This window comes from Parabacteroides vesiculifaciens (assembly GCF_049860805.1).
Lineage (GTDB): Bacteria > Bacteroidota > Bacteroidia > Bacteroidales > Tannerellaceae > Parabacteroides.
Genome location: NZ_CP187555.1, coordinates 4837232 through 4857336 on the forward strand (window position 1 = coordinate 4837232; position 20105 = coordinate 4857336).

Annotated in this window: 11 protein-coding genes; all 11 read left to right on the forward strand. The window is 40.6% G+C overall.

What is annotated here, in order from left to right:
• Nucleotides 1-4: 4 nt before the first annotated feature.
• The 11 genes from ACPYIV_RS19340 to ACPYIV_RS19390 all read left to right on the forward strand — a co-directional run bounded on the left by ACPYIV_RS19340 (nucleotide 5) and on the right by ACPYIV_RS19390 (nucleotide 20064).
• A complete protein-coding gene (locus ACPYIV_RS19340) occupies nucleotides 5-2662 on the forward strand; it encodes a hypothetical protein (RefSeq protein WP_425884681.1) in 2658 nt (885 codons plus the stop codon).
• Between the two features lie 154 nt (nucleotides 2663-2816).
• Nucleotides 2817-5900 carry a polysaccharide lyase family 8 super-sandwich domain-containing protein gene (locus ACPYIV_RS19345; protein ID WP_425884683.1) on the forward strand — a complete coding sequence of 1028 codons (3084 nt, stop codon included), beginning with the start codon at nucleotides 2817-2819 and terminating at the stop codon, nucleotides 5898-5900.
• A gap of 16 nt (nucleotides 5901-5916) precedes the next feature.
• The gene (locus ACPYIV_RS19350; RefSeq protein ID WP_293740523.1) at nucleotides 5917-7776 is read left to right on the forward strand and encodes a heparinase II/III domain-containing protein; all 1860 of its coding nucleotides are present in this window, start codon (nucleotides 5917-5919) and stop codon (nucleotides 7774-7776) included.
• Nucleotides 7773-8978 carry a glycoside hydrolase family 88 protein gene (locus ACPYIV_RS19355; RefSeq protein WP_425884685.1) on the forward strand — a complete coding sequence of 402 codons (1206 nt, stop codon included), beginning with the start codon at nucleotides 7773-7775 and terminating at the stop codon, nucleotides 8976-8978. Before ACPYIV_RS19350 ends, ACPYIV_RS19355 begins: the two co-directional genes overlap by 4 nt.
• A gap of 210 nt (nucleotides 8979-9188) precedes the next feature.
• Nucleotides 9189-9734: an RNA polymerase sigma-70 factor gene (locus ACPYIV_RS19360; RefSeq protein ID WP_293740525.1), complete on the forward strand. Its 546-nt coding sequence runs from the start codon at nucleotides 9189-9191 to the stop codon at nucleotides 9732-9734.
• Between the two features lie 229 nt (nucleotides 9735-9963).
• Entirely contained in the window at nucleotides 9964-10902 is a 939-nt protein-coding gene (locus ACPYIV_RS19365; protein ID WP_293740526.1) for a FecR family protein, read from the forward strand.
• A 202-nt stretch (nucleotides 10903-11104) separates the two neighbouring features.
• Nucleotides 11105-14620, forward strand: coding sequence for a TonB-dependent receptor (locus tag ACPYIV_RS19370; RefSeq protein WP_425884688.1), 3516 nt, complete (start codon nucleotides 11105-11107; stop codon nucleotides 14618-14620).
• Nucleotides 14621-14645: 25 nt separating this feature from the next.
• Nucleotides 14646-16355 (forward strand): RagB/SusD family nutrient uptake outer membrane protein, encoded by a 1710-nt coding sequence (locus ACPYIV_RS19375; RefSeq protein ID WP_301704877.1) that lies wholly within the window; start codon nucleotides 14646-14648, stop codon nucleotides 16353-16355.
• An 18-nt stretch (nucleotides 16356-16373) separates the two neighbouring features.
• Entirely contained in the window at nucleotides 16374-17591 is a 1218-nt protein-coding gene (locus ACPYIV_RS19380; protein WP_425884690.1) for a glycoside hydrolase family 99-like domain-containing protein, read from the forward strand.
• 377 nt (nucleotides 17592-17968) lie between these two features.
• Nucleotides 17969-19567, forward strand: coding sequence for a beta-N-acetylhexosaminidase (locus ACPYIV_RS19385; protein WP_425884692.1), 1599 nt, complete (start codon nucleotides 17969-17971; stop codon nucleotides 19565-19567).
• A 125-nt stretch (nucleotides 19568-19692) separates the two neighbouring features.
• Nucleotides 19693-20064, forward strand: a complete 372-nt coding sequence (locus ACPYIV_RS19390; RefSeq protein WP_293733939.1) for a hypothetical protein — start codon at nucleotides 19693-19695, stop codon at nucleotides 20062-20064.
• Nucleotides 20065-20105: the final 41 nt, after the last annotated feature.

The following is a 20105-nucleotide window of genomic DNA, read 5'->3' on the forward strand; positions in this document are numbered from 1 at the left end:
ACAAATGATGAAAACAATATATATTATATTATTAGTCTTGTTTACCAGCTTACCGGTTTGTGCTGAGAAATATCCGCATATTCTTGTCAAAGATGAGGATAAAGTGGCCGTGTTGGATAAAATAGAGAAACAGGCTTGGGCGAAACATATTTTCAATCTGACGAAGGAGAGGCTGGCTGTCTATGTGGAAAGGCATCAGGCAGAATCAGGTTGGATTTTAGATCGCTATTTGATGAATAGGATTCCAGGAAAACGTTATACTCGTTTTATATCAGATAAAGAAGGTACACAATTGATCGGTTACGAAGGTGACGCTCCGATTCCGACTGTACGGGTATCACCACATAAACGTGCTCCGATCACACCGCAAGGCCGAGCTTATGTCGTTCCTGAAATTGAGGATATAGTCCCGAATGATACGTCTATGACAATGAATTTGTTGAATCCGGACACTCAGGAATATGAACGTGTGGATCCGCAAGCATATGTGGCCGCTATTAACGGTAGAATCAATGTTCTGGCTTATGAGGCTTCTGTTATTTATTGGCTGACAGGAGAAGAAAAATATGCTAAGTTTGCTGCCGATATTTTGAACCAATGGATAAGTGGGGCTGTCTATCAGGAACCGATCGACGGCCCGGGACGTACCGGCTTTTTAGATATTCAGACGTTGGGAGATGAGAAAGAGAAGCCGTTGGTTTTGGCTTATGATTTCTTGTATCCTTATCTGGTGAAATATAAGTATCCTTTGGAAAATTATGATAAGGTTTTTGAAAAGATCGCTTGGACGTTGTCGTTTAGGGGATATACAGGGAATAACTGGTTTGCTGCTGAAAGCTCTACTTTGGTTGCAGCAGCGTTATCATTAAAAGATGCACAGAAAAGGAACTTTTATTTGGATTTTTATTTGAACCGGGATACGGTTGTCGACGGTTGCGGACAACTTAGCTTACCTTCCGCATCCAAGTTGTGGTTTACACCGGATGGGCATTGGAAAGAGCCGGGAGGTTATCATAATTATCCGGTATCGAAGTTAATAGAGGCCGCACTTATGCTTGAAAATAATGGGTATCAGATTTTTAATCAATATCCGATTTTGTTGAAAGCTTCTTATGTTATGTTGAAATATTCGTTTCCTGACTTAACCGCTTCGGCTTTTGGCGATACGGGTAGACCGCGCCAGAGCATGGAGTGCTTGGAGAGTGCTATTTTGATGGCCGACAAATATCAATTGCCGATTCTTCCGGATTTGTTGGATGCAGCCATAATTTTGGAACGGGCAGGACAATATGACCGTTCAAAATCCGGACTGACCGGATTGTTATGTTATTTGCCTGAATTACCGAAGGCAAAGAGTGGGGATGACCATCTTTGGAATAGATCGGAAAAATTGGATTTTGCTTCTTGTTACCTTCAGAGAAATGGAATGGATCCGCAGGACGGGTTGATGTGTGTAGTGCAGGGAGCTACTTATAATCATAATCATTCCAATGGCATGAGCATGGAGCTATATGGAGCTGGAACTGTTCAAGGCATTGATCCGGGTAATGGCCCTACTTATGAACATCCGATGCATGTTAATTATTATACGCAATGGGCGGCTCATAACACGGTTGTAGCAGCAGGAGCCTCTACTTCGGTAACTCCGTTTAAAGGTGGAGGTGGAACGAAAAAGATAGGGCAGGTAGAATTAATTTCGATGGAGCCATTAGCAGGTGACAAGGCTATCTCTGATGAATTTTCTTATACGTTGACGAAATATTATGATGGTTCGACTAAAACAAATCAAGATCGTCTGTTATCTATTCTTCGTATAGATGAGGAACATGGTTTTTATGTGGATTTTTATCGCTCTGACAATGCGGTCAGTAATGATTATTTGTATCATAACATAGGGGATAGCGTGATTCTTTATACACGAGACGGAAATGTATTGAGACAAGATGAGGTTCTGTCTTATCCTTGTGTCGGGGAGGATCATCCGGGGTTACGATATTTCCGTTCGGTACGGACAACCGGCCTCAATGAAAGTACGGTTGTCGCTTTATTTTCTGCAAGACTATTAAACACAGGAATAAGTTACATGAAGATGTGGATGCCGGCATCTTCAGATGTTTCTTATTTTACGGCTTTGGCACCTGGTGCGAAAACCGCTTCATCTCCTTATCAAAGCAAACCTTCTCTTGTCGTTACAATGCGGAAAGAGAAACCTGCTGTAGAAGAACCGTTTGTTGCTGTTTACGAACCTATATCAGATAAGTTATCCGCTGGTTTAATTGAGTCTGTTGACCGGATAAAATTGGATCCTCGGGGAAAAGAAGGTTGTGCTATTAAAGTAAAGACAAAAGAAGGTGATTCTTTTACATTAGTTAATATTTTGAAAGATGGGCCTGTCATATTGAACAATCAGAAATGTTGTGCTGATTTTGCTATTTTTGCAAAGCGAAAAGGAAAAAGTATTTTGTATGTGGGAAATGGATCCTTTGTTGAAAATAAAGAATTCAGGATTGAATCGGAGAATCGAGGTAGCTTTTATATAGAATATGATCAAACCTCACTTCTTGTTCGCTCTAATTGTCCAATAAAAATACGTGCGAAAAATGGAATGTTGAAAGAGGATTTCTACTTGAGTGGAGGTGAGAAGGTTTTTAAAATAGAATGAGTGATAGAAAAATAATACCATGATAATAATTAGGATTGTTATGAAAAAAATAATTATTGGATTATTGATGTCTTTTTGTTTGCTTGGTGTGTACCGGCCGTTATGGGCAAACCATAGTATGCATCCATTGAAACAAATAGCCTTTGTAAAAAAGATGATAGAAAGGCAACAGGAACCGTATCGTACGGCTTATGTACAATTGATTCGTTATGCCGATTCGATTCAGCATGCCACTCACCATGCACGAAATGACTTTGCTGTCCCCGGCTACTATGTGAAGCCCCAAGAGCATCGGGCCAATTCGTTGGCGTTGCAACAGGATGCTTTTGCCGCTTATTGTTCTGCATTAGCTTATCGGTTGTCGGGCAAGAAATGTTATGGGGAAAAGGCGTGTTATTTTATGAATGCATGGGCTACTATTAATAAGAAATATTCAGAGCCGGATGGCCCGTTGGTGATGAGTTACTCCGGGACGGCTTTTTTAATGGCGGCCGAGTTAATGGATGATACGTCGGTATGGAACTCCCATGAGAAACAGATTTTTAAGGATTGGGTAATGTCCGTTTACCGGAAAGCGACAAATGAAATTCGTGAACGAAAAAATAATTGGGCTGATTGGGGACGTTTGGGCTCTTTGTTAGCTGCTTCTTTTTTGAATGATAAGGAGGAAATTGAACGTAATACCGAGTTGATTAAAAGTGATTTGAGTGATAAGATCGCAAGTGACGGACACATGCCTGCTGAGGTGGTTCGTGAGAAAAACGGTATTTGGTATACCTATTTCTCGTTGGCTCCTATGACAGCCTCTTTTTGGGTTGTCTATAATTTGACAAATGAGAATCTGTTTTTATGGGAACAGGATGGTAAGTCAGTCAAAAAGGCGTTAGATTATTTGCTTCGTTACCAAAAAGCTCCTTCTGAATGGAAGTGGTACAAAGAACCTAATGTAGGGACTCATTCCACTTGGCCGGACAATTTATTGGAGGCTATGTCGGGTATATATGGAGAGCCCGCTTATATGGAGTATGTTGCAAATAGCCGTCCTCATATTTATCCGGTACATCATTTTGCATGGGTTTTCCCGACATTAATGCCGCTCTCTTTAAATGGATATAGCTTGGATGGGCAATCTTTTATAATGAAAAAAAACGCTGATATTGAAAAACTCAGAAAGCGTTTTTCTGAGCAATTATTAAAAGCATCAGTTACTGACAACCATATCAATACGTTGATAAAAACTCTTCAACCGGATGGGAGTTGGCCGGGTATCGATTATGTCGATACAACTCGTACGGCTTTCCAACATGCCCGGCATCTTTCCAACATGTTGACGTTAAGTATCGCTTATAAAAAGAAAGGCTCTTTTTACAAAGGGAATAAACAAGTTAGGAAAGCCATTCATCAAGCATTGTCTTTTTGGTTGGCAAATGATTTTATTTGCGAGAATTGGTGGTGGAACCAAATAGGTACGCCTAACGCTATGGTAAGCATGTTATTGATACTCGACAAGGATTTGTCTTCGGACGAATCCGAGCGGATGTTGAAAATAGCAGAACGAGGAAATCTCAATGCTTCGGGAGCGCGTCCCAGTGGAGATCGCATAAAGATCGCAGGTCTACAGGCGAAAGCGGCTCTCTTTAAAAGAGATGTGGAAGAAGTTACCATGCTGATGAAAATCATAGAAGGAGAAATCAAATTCTCAACCGAAAGAGGTATGCAACATGATTTTAGTTTCCATCACCGTACGGATTGGGTTAATAACACTCTTTCTTATGGCTCCGGTTATGCCAGTGCTTTTATAGAATGGGCTTCGAATGTGGCAGATACAAAATTCAGCTTTTCGGAGCAAGTTATCCGCTTGTTGGTTGATTATTATATAGATGGTATTTGCAAGCAAATGGTTTATGGGAAAATCTCGGATCCGGGAATCTTGAACCGTGACATCACTCGACCGGGTGAGGAAAAGGTATGGGGCTCTTCTGACCCTGAAAAATTGAGAAACCTGACGAATTATAGGCAAGCAGAATTGGATAATATCATTTGTTTGAGAAAAGGAGATTCTTTATGCCGACCGGAATCTTTCGCTAAATTCTTTTGGAGAACGGATCATTTTGTCTTCCAACGTCCTGATTTTTATACTTCTGTAAGAATGTATTCTACCCGGAATGCCAATATGGAAGAGCCATATAACGGAGAAGGATTGATGAATCATTTTAGAGGGGATGGGACAAATTACCTCTCTGTCCGGGGAGATGAATATAAAAAATTGACACCAGTCTGTGATTGGATGAAAATCCCCGGAGCAACGATTGTGCAATTGGAGAAAATGCCGGGTGAGAATGAAATCCAGAAATGGGGATTGACGGATTATGTAGGAGCGGTTACAGATGGATTGTATGGAGCAGTTGGTTTCAGTTTTAAAAGTCCGCACACAGGTTTAGATGCCAAGAAAGCATGGTTCTTCTTTGACAAAACATACTTTTGCTTGGGAACGGATATTTCCAGTAGAATGAAGAATCAGGTTTTGACCACCGTTAACCAATGTCTTTTGAAAGGAGAGGTGATCGTGGGCGATACGGATGGAGCTCATTTGCAAGAGCAGGGATCCCATATGAAGAAAGATGTCCGATGGGTGATTCATGATAAAGTCGGATATTATTTCCCGGAAAAAGAAAATGTCATATTGGCAAATCGAAGTGTGGATGGAAGTTGGAAGATTGCCAACCGGCAAACAACAACGCCTTCAGACATGATTCGGCAAGATGTATTCACTCTTTCTGTCGATCATGGCAGGCGCCCGGATAATGGAAAATATGCCTATATGGTAGTTCCTTCAGCCGATCCGTTATCTATTGAGAAACGGGTAAAAGAGGAAGGAATTGTTACTTTGGCAAATTGCTCGGCTTTGCAGGCGGTCCGGCATGATGGATTAAATATGGCTTATGCAGTATTTTATAAAGGAGGAATGCTTAGAATCAATGATAAAATCGTTGTGGAGATGGATTCACCCGGAATGTTGATGGTGAAATATAATGATGTCGGTGAAATACTTACATTGGGCGTTTCCGATCCGACTCATTTTATGAAGAAACTCCATCTATCTGTTAATCAGAAAATAGTTTGGACTACCCAAGAAAGTATACAAACCGAATGGGATGAAGAAAAAACCGTTACTCGGATAGTTGTGGATTTACCTCAAAATGAATATGCAGGAAAGAGTGTGATATATAATAAGTAACTTAAATTTGAGAAGTATGAAGACACGTATTTTGGTATGGTTAGTGGCATTATTTTGTTGTCATGGTGCATCTTTTGCACAGAAAGAATTTGTGGATGCTTCTACGCGTTTATCCGGACATCCCCGGATTCTATTGCAGAAAGGCGAAGAGAAAGCGTTGAAAAAAGTGATAATGAAAGATGCGATATGGAAAGATATCCATCGGTCATTATTGGATGAAGCTGATGAAATTGTAAAATTGCCGTTGAATGAACGGATAAAGACAGGAAGACGTTTGTTAAGTGTATCGAGAGAAAACTTACGTCGCATTTTTATCCTGAGTTATGCGTATAGGATGAGCGGGAAGAGTGAGTTTTTGAAACGGGCAGAGAGTGAAATGTTGAAAGCTGCATCTTTCTCTGATTGGAACCCTTCTCATTTCCTTGATGTGGGTGAAATGACGATGGCATTGGCTATCGGATATGATTGGCTTTATCCTCAATTATCCGTGCAGACAAAAAACGTAATAGAAAATGCTATTGTCGAAAAAGGTTTGAAACCTTCTTTTGATGAACGATATAATTGGTTCGTCAATGCCGTCCATAATTGGAATCAGGTTTGTCACGCCGGCGTCACTTATGGGGCTTTGGCTATATGGGAGAAAGATCCGGAACTGTCCCGGAAGGTAATAAATCGGGCTATAAATAAAATATCGAATCCTATGGGACATTATGCCCCTGATGGTGCTTATCCGGAAGGTGTCGGTTATTGGGACTATGGTACATCTTTTAATGCAATGTTTCTTAGTGCTATAGAAAAGGTATTTGGAACGGACTACGGCTTAAGTCGGCTACCCGGTTTCTTGAAGACTGGCGAATATATATTACATGCTGTAACTCCAAATCTGAAAAACTTTGCATATTCGGATAATGGTGCAAATGCTTTTTTAGCACCGACTATGTTTTGGTTCTATGATAAGACAAAAGATGCTTCTATCCTTTATAACCAAGTACAATTATATAAGAAAGACGGGCAAAAACGCATCAAAAAGAACAGGCTTGCTCCGGCAATGTTGATTTGGGGCGCCTCTGCTTCATTGGCTAATCCCCAGAAACCTTCGCAATTACAATGGAAGGCTCAGGGAGATAATCCTGTTTGTTTTATGCGTTCTTCTTGGGATGATGCTTCTGCCATTTATGTCGGTATGAAAATGGGATCTCCATCTGTTAATCACGGCCATATGGATGTCGGTAGTTTTTTGTTTGAGGCTAATGGTATCCTTTGGGGGATGGATATGGGAGGAGAAGAATATAACAGGTTGGAAACGAGGGGAGTTGATCTGTGGAATACGCGTCAGAATTCCCAACGTTGGGATGTCTACCGTTATAATAATTTAGCGCATAATACATTGTCATTTAACCATAAATACCAAGATGTAAAAGGAAAAGCCCAAATTGATGGATATTCGGATCAGGAAAACAACATGTATGTTATTTCTGATTTGACATCAGTCTATAAAGATCAGGTGAAAAGTGCAAAACGAGCTGTTTCTCTTGTTAATAAAGAATATGTGGTAGTAGAAGATTTGATTGAGGCAACCAAACGTTTTACAATGATGACGTGGACTATGGTAACGCCTGCTTCGGCTAAAATCATATCTGATAATGTGATGCTATTGGAAAAAGATGGTAAGAAATTGTATATAAAAGTGGAAGGGCCTAAGAAAGTCCGCTGGCATATTTCACCTGCCCAATCTGAATTCAGCTACGATTCACCTAATCCGGGTATTTCGATTATTGGATTTGATACGGATTTGGAATTATCTGCAAAGCAAAGTATTAAAGTACTCCTTTTACCTGGAGAAAATAAAAAAGTCAGCTATAAATCAGTATTATGAAGATGAAAAAAGTATTTTCTTTTATATGTGTAGGTTTAATGGCACTTTCTTGTACCGGAGAAAGAGAGAGTGATTTGATCAGTCAGGATTTTGCTTTTGCAGACAAACAACTGCGTTATGCTTTGACAGAAACGGAAAGTGTCCGGAATTCTTTGGGCAAGACGCCGGAAGAGTTGCCATCTCCACGTAATATTGAGTCTGACGGCTCCTTGCGTTTAGTTCGTGCCCGAGATTGGTGTAGTGGCTTTTTCCCTGGTGAACTTTGGTATATGTATGAATATACAAAAGATGATTTCTGGAAAAAAAAGGCGGAGTTTCAGACTGAATTGTTGGAGCCTTTAAAATCATGTAAGAGCACTCATGATTTGGGCTTTATGTTATATTGTAGTTATGGTAACGGATACCGTATGGAACAATCGGACAAATATAAACAGGTTTTACTCGAAGGAGCAAATTCTTTAGCCTCTCGTTTTAACCCGGCGGTCGGTTGTATTCGTTCCTGGGACCATAATGGGGATAAATGGGAATATCCGGTTATTATAGATAATATGATGAACCTTGAATTCCTGTTTTGGGCAGCCAAAGCTTCTGACGATTCCACATTTTATAAAATAGCGGTGACTCATGCTGATAATACAATGAAGAATCATTTTAGAAAAGATTATAGTTCTTATCATGTGATTGATTATGATACGATAACCGGTGAAGTTCGGAATAAACATACACATCAAGGTTATGCCCATGAGTCTGCTTGGGCACGTGGCCAGGCATGGGGTTTGTATGGTTATACGATGTGTTATCGGGAGACTGGTGATAGGAGATATTTGAATCAGGCGGAACAAATTGCATCTTTTATCTTTAATCACCCCAATCTTCCATCGGATCTGATCCCTTATTGGGACTATAATGATCCGAAGATTCCAACCTCTCCCCGAGATGTGTCGGCTGCTACGATAACTGCATCTGCTTTATATGAATTGTCTGCTTATTCGAATAAGGGTGGGCAATATAAAAAATGGGCTGATACTATTATGATAAATCTGACGGAATTATATAGGGTTCCCTTGAATCAGTCACATGGTTTTTTATTGCGTTCAAGTACAGGGCATAAACCGGCGGGAACAGAGATTGATGTTCCAATTGTTTATGCTGATTATTATTTTCTGGAAGCACTGGTTCGGAAAAAGAATTTGGAAGAATAGCCTCCAAATCTGGTGATCAGGTTGTTTTGTAGCTCATTGCAGCATATTGTAGCAATGAGCTATTTTTATTTGAATGCTTTGAGTATGGATTCTCACATGCTTTTAGATACAGTCCCAATGTAGTCTGATATAAAATCTTCCATTTGAATTTACTTTCTTCCTAAAAAGAGTACATTTGCAGACAGAACATTTTGGAGATCTGTCAGGAAAATGAATACCATTAGTTTTAGTGATATATATACTAGTTATTACAAACGGTCTTTTTTGTTTGTGAAATCGTATGTCAGGGACGATATGATTGCTGAAGATATTGTTTCGGAAGCTTTGATTCATTTGTGGGAGACTACCAGGAAAGAAACAGTAGAACATCCGATGTCGTTATTGCTGGCTATTTTAAAGAATGGGGCACTAAACTATTTGAAACATCAGTCTGTTAAAGAATCCGCTACAGAAACTATCTCTTCCAAGATGATCCGTGATCTGAATTACCGGATAACAACATTACAAGCCTGTGACCCGGAAGAAATTTTCTCTTCGGAAATAACTCAAATTGTAGATAAGACACTTCAATCTTTACCGGAACAAACCCGGCGTATCTTTGAGATGAGCCGCTATGAATCTTTGTCTGTGAAAGAAATAGCCAGTGAACTTTCCTTAAGCACCAAAAGCGTAGAATACCATATTACGAAATCATTAAAACTATTGCGGATTGCCTTAAAAGAATATCTGCCAATTTTTTATTTTCTATTTATATAATTAGCTTGTGCAAGTCCTGTTATGCCCATGTATTTGTATTTAGCATTTCGTGTGAGTCATATTATGGAAATATGATATAAATAATAGGAATATTGATGAAATTTGCAATGATTCTTTTTTACTTCTTCACAAATTTAAAAGCGACACAAGTATTTATCTAAAGAAAAAGCTATTTTGTTTTAGGGATTTTTCTGTATGCGTTGTCTCTTTTAATAAGAGACAATAAAAAATGGATAAGAAACTATTACAAAAATATGTGGATGGCAGTATTGCGGCTGAAGACATAGAGACCGTTATTGACTGGTTGGATGCCGATGAAAGTCATGTAAATGAATTTATGGCTTTACATAAACTATATGATATCTCTATTCTCAATCAATCAATACTGGAACGGAGAAAAGAAAAAGACCGTCATATTGTTTTTCGCCGTATCATTATAGAATTTCTAAAAGTTGCAGCCATTGCACTGATTTTACTCGGAGGAAATATCTTGCTGCAAAAAGACGATCGAAAGGAATTACCCCTTTTATACCAGACTTTATATGTTCCAGCTGGGCAGCGGGCGGAACTGATTTTGCCGGATAGTACAAAAGTATGGCTGAATGCACATTCCAAATTGATCTACCCAGTCAGTTTCAAGGAAGGGACGCGGCAAGTCGAACTAGATGGTGAAGCCTATTTTGAAGTCAGTCATAATGTGGATAAACCTTTTATCGTCAGGACTAAATCAATGAATGTGAAAGTGCTTGGAACAGAATTCAATGTGTCGGCTTATTCAGGCGTCGAAGAGTTCAATATATCATTATTGAGGGGAAGTGTCGAACTGAGTGCGCCAGACCTTTCCCGGAAGTACAGGATGACTGCAGGCGAGCAGATTCTTTACAGGGAAGGAAAATATAGTTCGGCCAGGATCGGAAGCATGGATTATTTTAAGTGGAAAGAAGGACTACTTTGTTTCAATAATCAGCCAATACACATGATAATCGATAAATTGCGCTTGTATTATGATATCAGAATAGAAGTAGCAGATCTGCCTTTCCTGAAAGAACGCTATTCAGGCAAGTTTCGTGTAAAGGACGGTGTCGAGCAAGTACTGAAAGTATTGCAATTAGAGCATAAATTCACCTATGTAAAAGATAATGAATTGAATCTGATAACTATAAAATAAATTGCCTATGGGAGATGTAAAGTAGATAAAACGTAAAACCGGATTATGGTACCAGCATAATCCGGTGAAAATGTCAGCCTGTTGACATAACCAGCAATTAAATCGAGTACTAACATTTTGATACTACAAAGTTATGAAAAAAAAGTGTACGGGGATGGACTATGCCCTGTTATTAAGTGAATTTAAACATACATGTAGAGTGATGAAGTTAATCTTAAGCTTATTATTATTATGTGTATCGACTGTATTCTCTGTAAACGTGAGTTCCCAGACAACCCGTGTCAATATTGTGGCAAACGAGTTGTCTGTCAAGGAAATTATCAGGCAGATAGAAGATCAGACCGATTATCTTTTCGTGTACAGCAATGAAAAGGTTGATTTGAGCCACCGGATTTCTCTCAATGCTTCCGAAGCCTCTGTTTTTAGCGTCTTGAATCGGATTTTTGAGAATTCGGATATTGTCTATGTTATGGAAGGGAATAATATTCTGCTGATGAAAAAAGGAACTTTCCCGCAACAAAAAGACAAGCTACTGAAAGGGACCGTAAAAGACCAGAGTGGAGAACCCGTGATCGGTGCAAATGTTGTTGTCAAAGGAACGACAAACGGTACCGTTACAGACGTAAACGGAAATTTCGTATTGGAAGTTTCCAATGCGGATATATTACAGGTGTCATTCATCGGATATATAACGCGTGAGATTCTGGTAAAGGACCGGAAAACGCTGGATATAAATCTCATCGAAGATACAAAAAGCCTGGATGAAGTGGTTGTAGTTGGTTATGGAACCCAGAAAAAGGTGAACCTGACAGGGGCCGTAAATGTGATTTCCAATAAAGATTTTGAAAATCGCCAGGCCTCGACCGTCTCACAGCTATTGCAAGGAGCCTCTCCCGGTTTTAATTTTGATATCGGCACGCAGGACGGATTTGAACCCGGAGCAACCATGAATATCTCGATTCGCGGTATGGGATCGTTAAATGGGGGATCGCCTTATGTCGTGATAGATGGTTTCCCCGGCGACCTGAACAATTTGAATCCGGAAGATATAGAATCCGTTTCCGTTTTGAAAGATGCTGCTGCGTCTGCTATCTATGGCGCAAGGGCACCATACGGTGTGATCCTGATTACGACAAAGAAAGGAAAAAAGAATGAGAAAGTCAGTGTTTCTTATACTGGCAACTTGATAGTAAAGACTGCACAGAAGTTGCCGGAAAGCTTGGACTCTTATACCTATACCCGGATCTTGAACGAGGCGGGAGATAACATGGGAGGACATCCGTTTAGCAACGAGACTATCGACCGCGTGATAGCCTATCAGAAAGGAGATTTTGAATATATTAAAAATTCAATTCCCAATTGGCCGGAAGGTGCTACGATTTTTGGTGCAATGCCGGAAGGAAATGTTTGGAATAATGCGAACCTGAATTATGCGAATACGGACTGGTGGGATATTTATTTCGGGAACAGTGTGAACCAGAAGCACGATATCTCTCTGCATGGAGGAACGGATAAAGTCTCTTATTATTTCTCAGCCGGTTATATGGATGACAGCAGCGTGCTGAATTTTGGTACGGACTACTTCAAAAGAATGAACACATTAGGCAAAATCAGCGTAGCTATTACCGATTGGTGGGATTTCGGATATGAAACACGCTTCGCAAAGAAAATCAGGGAGAAACCGAACATGACCAATGAAGGAGATTATTCTTTTTTGTATCGGCATATTTCCCGGAATTATCCCATAACACCATTATATGATGGATTCGGTAATTATATGTTTGAATCTCATATCCCTTCCATGCAGGCAGGAACAGACAAACAGGATGATATTGATTTTTGGAATAACTTCCGGATGGAACTTCGTCCATTGAAGGGTTGGAAGATAAATGCAGATTTCGCGTACAATGTTTATAATCAGGAAATTTCTGAAGTCGAAAAGTATATTTATACTTACGATATTAATAATCAACCTTATGAAAACGGTATCAGTATACCTAATAATTTAACTCGAAAAAAGTATATAAAAAAATACTGGACAACGAACATATATTCTTCCTATGATTTTAATATTGATGAAGATCATAATTTTACAGTATTGGGAGGAATGCAGTTTGAACGCGGTGATGAATCTTGGTTACAAGGTTATAAAACAGATTTGATATCGGAGGGAGTCCCTTCATTTCCAACTGCAACAGGAGATGCTCTCTTATCTGAGGCTTTGGCTCATAATGCAACACAAAGCTATTTTGCAAGGTTGAATTATAGCTATAAGGAGAAATATTTATTTGAAGCGAATGTGCGATATGATGGTTCTTATGTTTTTCGTAATGGAAAAAGATGGGGAGCTTTCCCTTCATTCTCTGCAGGCTGGAATTTATATAATGAAGCATTCTGGAAAAGCATTGAACCATATGTAAACACGATGAAAGTACGTTTGTCCTGGGGGCAATTAGGAAATCAGAATATTTCACCATATAGCGATTTGGAATTAGTCCCTATTTCAGCTAATAAGTTAAATTGGATATTTAATTATGGTTCGACAAGACCTGTCGGCTATACATCCGGACCTAATTTGGTAAATAAAAATTTGACATGGGAAACAGCTACTACTACCAATGTTGGGGTTGATTTGTCTTTTTTGAATAATCGGTTATCGGCTACTGCGGATTGGTTTGAAAGACGGACTACTGATATGGTAGGACCGTCTCAGGCAATGCCCGGAGTATTGGGCACGAGTGTCCCTAAAGAAAACAATTCGACGTTACGAACTCGTGGTTGGGAAATCAGTTTGAACTGGAAACATGTGTTGGAAAACGGTCTTTCGTATAATATCGGTATAAGTTTATATGACTATAAATCTGTTGTTACGAAGTATTTTAATCCGACGGGTACATTGTCGACATGGTATGAAGGAGCAGAAGTCGGGGACATATGGGGATATACCGTGAATGATTTATTCCGTTCACAAGCAGAGCTCGATTCATATTTATCAAAGGTCGATTTGACTCATATTGCTGCGAGCTGGAATACTGGAGACTTAAAATATGAAGATACCAATGGCGACGATAAAGTTAACAATGGAACAAATACCATCGGCGATCATGGCGATCTGTCTGTCATCGGGAATGATCAACCTCATTATCAATATACGATCAACGGAGGAGTCTCTTATAAAGGTTTTGATTTCTCAATGCTTTGGAGAGGTGTTGCTAAAAAAGACATGTATTTCTACCGTGGATCCAATATTTATTGGGGATTTATGGGAGGTTGGTGGGAATCTTGCCTGACTCCAGGACATCTGGATTACTTTAGAGATCAAGCAGGTACAAAATACAGCGGATTATATGAAGGAGATGCCAATATAAATACGGATGCTTATTGGCCCAGACCTTATCTGAATAATACGGAAGAAGCGAAAAATAAGAATCATGCGAATACGCGCTATTTGCAAAATGCAGCTTACTTACGCTTGCAGAATATCCAGTTGGGCTATAGTTTTCCACGCAGCATTACTTCAAAGATGCATTTGGAAAAACTTCGGATTTATTTCTCTGGTGAGAATTTGCTGACATTCTCGAAATTGCCGAACGGAATAGATCCGGTTGCTCCGGTAGGCTTTCCTACAGGTGGTGAATTTTTCGGCACTGCTGGTTCTGGACGCTTGACCTATGGTGCAGATAGAATTTATTCTATAGGTTTGACAGTGACATATTAAGTTTAACTTATTAAGGAAAAAGATTATGAAACGATTCATATTGACAGCAGTCTCATGTATGACATTATTATGTTCGTGTGAGAATTTTATTGATTTGCAGCCAATGGATAAAATCACGATGGATGATTATTGGAGCACATCGACGGAGTTGGAATATTATACGCGGCAATTTTACCCTTCATTTTGTCCCTGGACGCAAATGGTTGCGGAGATGGCAACGGATAATGATGATATGATAACTGGTAGTCCGAGTGTAATCATGGATGGTGTCCGCTCAAAGACAACCGGCAACTGGACCGGAGAATGGACTAGTATCCGCAATGTGAATATCTTCTTTGAACATTATACGAAATGCAAAAGCGGATATGATGCATATAAGCAATATTTGGGAGAGGCTTATTTCTTTCGTGCTTGGTTCTATTTTAATCTGTTGAAGAAATACGGGGATGTACCCTGGTATTCGCATGTGATAGAAATGGACGATACCGAAGCGTTGATGCGTCCCCGGGATTCCCGTCTGCTGATAGCCGATTCGATATTGGCAGACCTCGATAATGCCATTACACATCTTGAATTGAGAAAAGATGTTGGAAATAACCGGATTAACAAAGAGGCAGCATTGGCCTTTAAGACCCGTGTCGCTCTATTTGAAGGATCCTGGCAAAAATACCATGCAAACACGGACTTTGGAACTGTCGGGGCTGATCCGGCCAAATACTTCAAGATTTGCGTCGAGACTGCAGAAGAGCTGATGAAGGGAGATTACAAAGTTGGTATTTATAGTACGGGAAATCCGGACGAGGATTATTATAAACTGTTCGGTTTCGATAATATGTCGGACATTAATGAAGTGCTTCTTTACCGTGCTTTCAATGCTGCGGAAGGAGCCGGCAATTCGACTCAGGGATTTATCACCTATAACAGTAACTCAAAGGGAATCACCTGGGAACTTGTGTCTTCCTATTTGGATAAAAACGGTAAACCGTATGACTATTTGAATACGGCGGCATCGAATAAGGGAAATGCTTTTCTGACGAAAATAGCAGAAGATTGTGATGTCCGCCTGAAATCGACCGTTTGGATTCCCGGCGATTTGATGTCTGTAGGCGAGAATGCCTATTTTAACGGACCTACCGTCGAAGGTGGCGCCCTGCAATTGTGCCCGACAGGTTTCCAGGTAAAAAAGACCGCTAACCCGAGTTCCCCCGCTGCCGGAAAATCTTGGGAAACACAGGCGGAAACAGGACTTATCCTGCTACGCTATGGTGAAGTCCTGCTCAATTATGCCGAAGCGAAATGCGAACTGGATAATTCGGTTGCATACGAAGCCTTGAATTTGTTGCGGCAACGTGCCGGAATGCCTGATTTTACCGTGAATGCACAAAGCCTGGATAAGAATAAGATGGACTACGGGTATTCCATTACGGATGAATTGTATGAAATCCGGAGGGAAAGAAGAGTTGAAATGGCTTTGGAAGGACAACGGGATGAAGATTATATGAGATGGGCGGCAAGTGCGCTCTTTAAGAATAGACGGCCGAAAGGATATCCCGCGGATCTGGCTCAAAATCCGAATCTCAGTTCAAAGGTCGATGAAAATGGATTGATTGACTATTATAAGGGAGTAATGCCTGATGGCTATCAATTTAGAGATAAACAGGATTATTTGTATTCTATTCCGCAGGATGAATTAACTTTGAATCCTAATCTGAAACAAAATCCGGGGTGGAATTAATCATTAAATTATGATATTATGAAAAATAAATCGAGTTGGTTATTGTCTTGCACTGTGTGCATGTGTTTATTGATGTGTGGATGTCTGAATGTACAGGCGGAGAAAAACGGGGAAAAGGAGGTTCATGCTAATGTTGCTCCCGAGTATTATGTGGCTGCTTATATCTGGCCTTCCTGCCACGACGATCCGATGGGGAACGAAGTGCTATGGCCGGAAGGAACCGGAGAGTGGGAAATTATCAAAAAAGGAAATCCCCGTTTTGAAGGACATTATCAGCCGAAAGTTCCGCTGTGGGGATACGAGTTGGACAATGATCCTAAGGTAATGGAGAAATGGATCGATGCAGCGACCGACCACGGTGTGAATACGTTTATATTCGACTGGTACTGGTTCAATAACGGCCCGTTTTTGGAAGGTTGTTTGAACGATGGCTTCCTGAAAGCTAAGAATAATCGTAAAATGAATTTTTATATTATGTGGGCAGACCATGATGTGGCACGAAACTACTGGAATGTACATCGCTATAAAGAAGATAACTCCCGTTTGTGGAATGGAGCGATCGATTGGGATAATTTCCGTATTGTCGTGAAACGCGTGATTGACCAATATTTCAAACAACCGAATTATCTGAAACTGGAGGGTAAGCCCGTATTTTCCGTTTTTAGTTTGGATAATCTGATAAAGACCTTCGGCAGTTTGGAAGAAACCTGTAAAGGTCTGGAATATTTCAGAAGCGAGGTGAAAAAAGCCGGATTCCCGGATTTGCATATTCAATTGATTGCGGGCGGTGTGCCGAATGAAGAACGTGTGAAACAAATAGAAAAATTGGGCGTAAACAGCTTGACGCAATATAATTGGGGTGGCCCGATCTACGAAGATTATATCCGTTGGGGTACGGAAGCACAGGATCGTCTTCAGAAATGGGATGAAGCGGTTTCTATTCCTTATTTTCCGAATGCATCCATCGGTTGGGACGATACGCCCCGTTTCCCTCATAAAACGCAGAAAGATGTCGTTCATCTCAACCAATCCCCCCAAAGTTTTGCCGCCTTTTTGCAGAAAGCGAAAGAGTATTGTGACAAACATCCTGACCAGCCGAAGCTGATCACGCTTTATGCCTGGAATGAATGGGTGGAAGGCGCCTACTTGTTGCCGGATATGAAATATGGTTTTGACTATCTGAATGCAGTAAAAGATGTGATGGTTGATGGTAAATATGAGAAATATACCAAATAGGCGTATTTGATAAAATAAATTACTAACAACCAATACAATGAACTGCATTTTTTTGTAACTTAAAGTCGGGCGCCTTATTGGCTGATAATTATCGGTTTAATGATTGACAGTAGTGAGCCGTATGGTTGATGGTTATCGGCCATACGGCTTACAATTATCAAGATCAATTTAGTCGTCGGGAAAAATAAGAATCCCCGGCGACTAAACTAAAAATTCCCGGTAATAAAGGCCGATTTTCTCCCGTGCCGAACGACAAATATAGAGGTCACTTTCTCCGGTTTTGTGCATACTTATTTCGACTATCGGATAAATAGATTAATTTTGTAGTTCATTGTGATGCGGTTATCGCAGTGAGCTAACTTTAAATTCAGATATCTATGAAGTCAAGTTTTCTGATCTCCTTTTGTTTGGCATTTCTTTGTTCCTGCCAGGAACCTCCGGTAGAAGAATATGCTGTGATTCCCCAGCCCGCGGATATCGTCTATACTCCGGGTTTTGTCAAATTGAAAATCCAGCCGCTTGTCGCCTATCCCGTGGAATTGGCGAATGAAGCGCAACTTCTCCAATCTTATCTGTCTTCCGGTTTCTCTGCCGATGCCGTATTGAAAGAAGGTAGCGGAAATGCGGATATAACCTTGCAATTGGATCCGGCGGTTTTGCCGGATAAAAAGGAAGGCTATGTCATGGACGCAACATCCGGAAAGATCGTGATAAAAGCCAATTCCCCTGCCGGCATCTTGAATGGTGTCCAAACTCTGCGGCAGGTAATCAAAGAAAAAGACGGCAAGTTGGTGGTGCAGAAAGCGACTGTTACCGACTATCCCGCTTTTTCATGGCGTGCTTTTATGTTGGACGAAGGGCGTTATTTCAAAGGAAAAGAAGTGGTAAAACAATTGCTGGATGATATGGCAGACCTGAAAATGAATGTCTTCCATTGGCATTTGACCAACGACCAGGGATGGCGCATCGAAATAAAAAAGTATCCGAAACTGACGGAAATAGGCGCTTTCAGGGATTCTTCCGAAATCAACCATTTTGGAAGCGATGTATATGATGGTAAACGGCATGGCGGTTTTTATACGCAGGAAGATTTAAAAGAAGTTGTGGATTATGCGGCTAAACGCCACATAACAATAGTGCCGGAAGTGAGTATGCCGGGACATGCCAGCGCTGCAATTGCTTCCTATCCCTGGCTGGGTACGAGCGGAAAGCAGATCAAAGTGCCGGGTAAATTCGGTGTGCATTATGAAGTTTTCAATGTGGCCGATCCTAAAGTGATGGAATTTTTCGATGAGGTGACGGATGAGGTGATTGCGATCTTTCCCGGCGCCGTGTTCCATATCGGAGGCGATGAAGTGAAATATGATCAATGGAAGAAATCTCCGGCGATCCGTGCTTATATGGCGAAGCATAATCTCAAAACTCCGGCCGAACTTCAGGTTTATTTTACAAATGAAATTTCCAATATGTTGGCCTCCAAAGGCAAGAGGATGATGGGTTGGAATGAAATTACAGGTGATAAGTTGCATGAATACCAGTCTGATACCGATACAAAAGAGGTAAAACAAGAGTTGGCATCCGGCACGATCGTCCATTTCTGGAAAGGCGATACGGCTCTTATCCGGAAAACGATCGAGAAAGGATATGATGTCGTGAATTCTTATCATGTATATACCTATGTGGATTATTCCTATGAGTCGATTCCCCTGGAGAAAGCTTATGGCTTTAATCCTGTTCCGGCAGGTCTGACCAAAGAGCAGGAAGCGAAAGTGCTGGGATTGGGGTGCCAGATGTGGGGAGAGTTTATCCCCACGGTCGAGAGCATGAACCTGAAAGTCTATCCTCGCCTGGCTGCTTATGCCGAGACAGGATGGACGGACATTTCCCAAAAGGACTATCAACGTTTCCTGAACAACCTGAATTTCTTTTTGCTGAAGTGGAATGCGGAGGGAATTACCTGTGGACCGGTTCAATAGTAAATCATTGTTAAATAGTAAAATAACACTGATTTAGGGTTAAACCTTTCGTCCGTCTCCAAGTCTATTATCCAGAAGCGCTTCAAAAACAAATAAGTTTAATATTAATAACAGGTAATTAGTTTATGAAGAAGGTAATAGGATTGTGTTTGGTTCTCTTGGTTAGTTCGGTTTCTGTTTTTGCCCAAAGTGGCAAGCGAAGTGCAAAAAAAGGAGGTGATCCGGCACAACGTTGTGAAAAGATGATTGCAGATCTGAAATTGAATGAGAAACAGGCAGCGGATTTCCGTAAAGTGGAAGCTGAGTTCAGAGATAAGATGAAAGCGGAAAAGAAGCAGGCTGATTCGGATCGCCAGAAGATGCGCGAAAAGATGACAACCATGCGGAACGACCGGGATGCGGAGATAAAAAAGATACTGACGGAAGATCAGTATAAACAATATCTCGAGAAGCAACGCTCCCAGTCTCCTCGTAAAGGACATGGTCGTAGAGGATGAAAAAATAACTCCCGTCCCGTATTCTCGGAGGCGGGAGTTAT

Coding starts and splice junctions, on each gene's coding strand:
- ACPYIV_RS19340 (WP_425884681.1), top strand. CDS start 5: ATGATGAAAACAATATATATTATATTATTAGTCTTGTTTACCAGCTTA.
- ACPYIV_RS19345 (WP_425884683.1), top strand. CDS start 2,817: ATGATAGAAAGGCAACAGGAACCGTATCGTACGGCTTATGTACAATTG.
- ACPYIV_RS19350 (WP_293740523.1), top strand. CDS start 5,917: ATGAAGACACGTATTTTGGTATGGTTAGTGGCATTATTTTGTTGTCAT.
- ACPYIV_RS19355 (WP_425884685.1), top strand. CDS start 7,773: ATGAAGATGAAAAAAGTATTTTCTTTTATATGTGTAGGTTTAATGGCA.
- ACPYIV_RS19360 (WP_293740525.1), top strand. CDS start 9,189: ATGAATACCATTAGTTTTAGTGATATATATACTAGTTATTACAAACGG.
- ACPYIV_RS19365 (WP_293740526.1), top strand. CDS start 9,964: ATGGATAAGAAACTATTACAAAAATATGTGGATGGCAGTATTGCGGCT.
- ACPYIV_RS19370 (WP_425884688.1), top strand. CDS start 11,105: ATGAAGTTAATCTTAAGCTTATTATTATTATGTGTATCGACTGTATTC.
- ACPYIV_RS19375 (WP_301704877.1), top strand. CDS start 14,646: ATGAAACGATTCATATTGACAGCAGTCTCATGTATGACATTATTATGT.
- ACPYIV_RS19380 (WP_425884690.1), top strand. CDS start 16,374: ATGAAAAATAAATCGAGTTGGTTATTGTCTTGCACTGTGTGCATGTGT.
- ACPYIV_RS19385 (WP_425884692.1), top strand. CDS start 17,969: ATGAAGTCAAGTTTTCTGATCTCCTTTTGTTTGGCATTTCTTTGTTCC.
- ACPYIV_RS19390 (WP_293733939.1), top strand. CDS start 19,693: ATGAAGAAGGTAATAGGATTGTGTTTGGTTCTCTTGGTTAGTTCGGTT.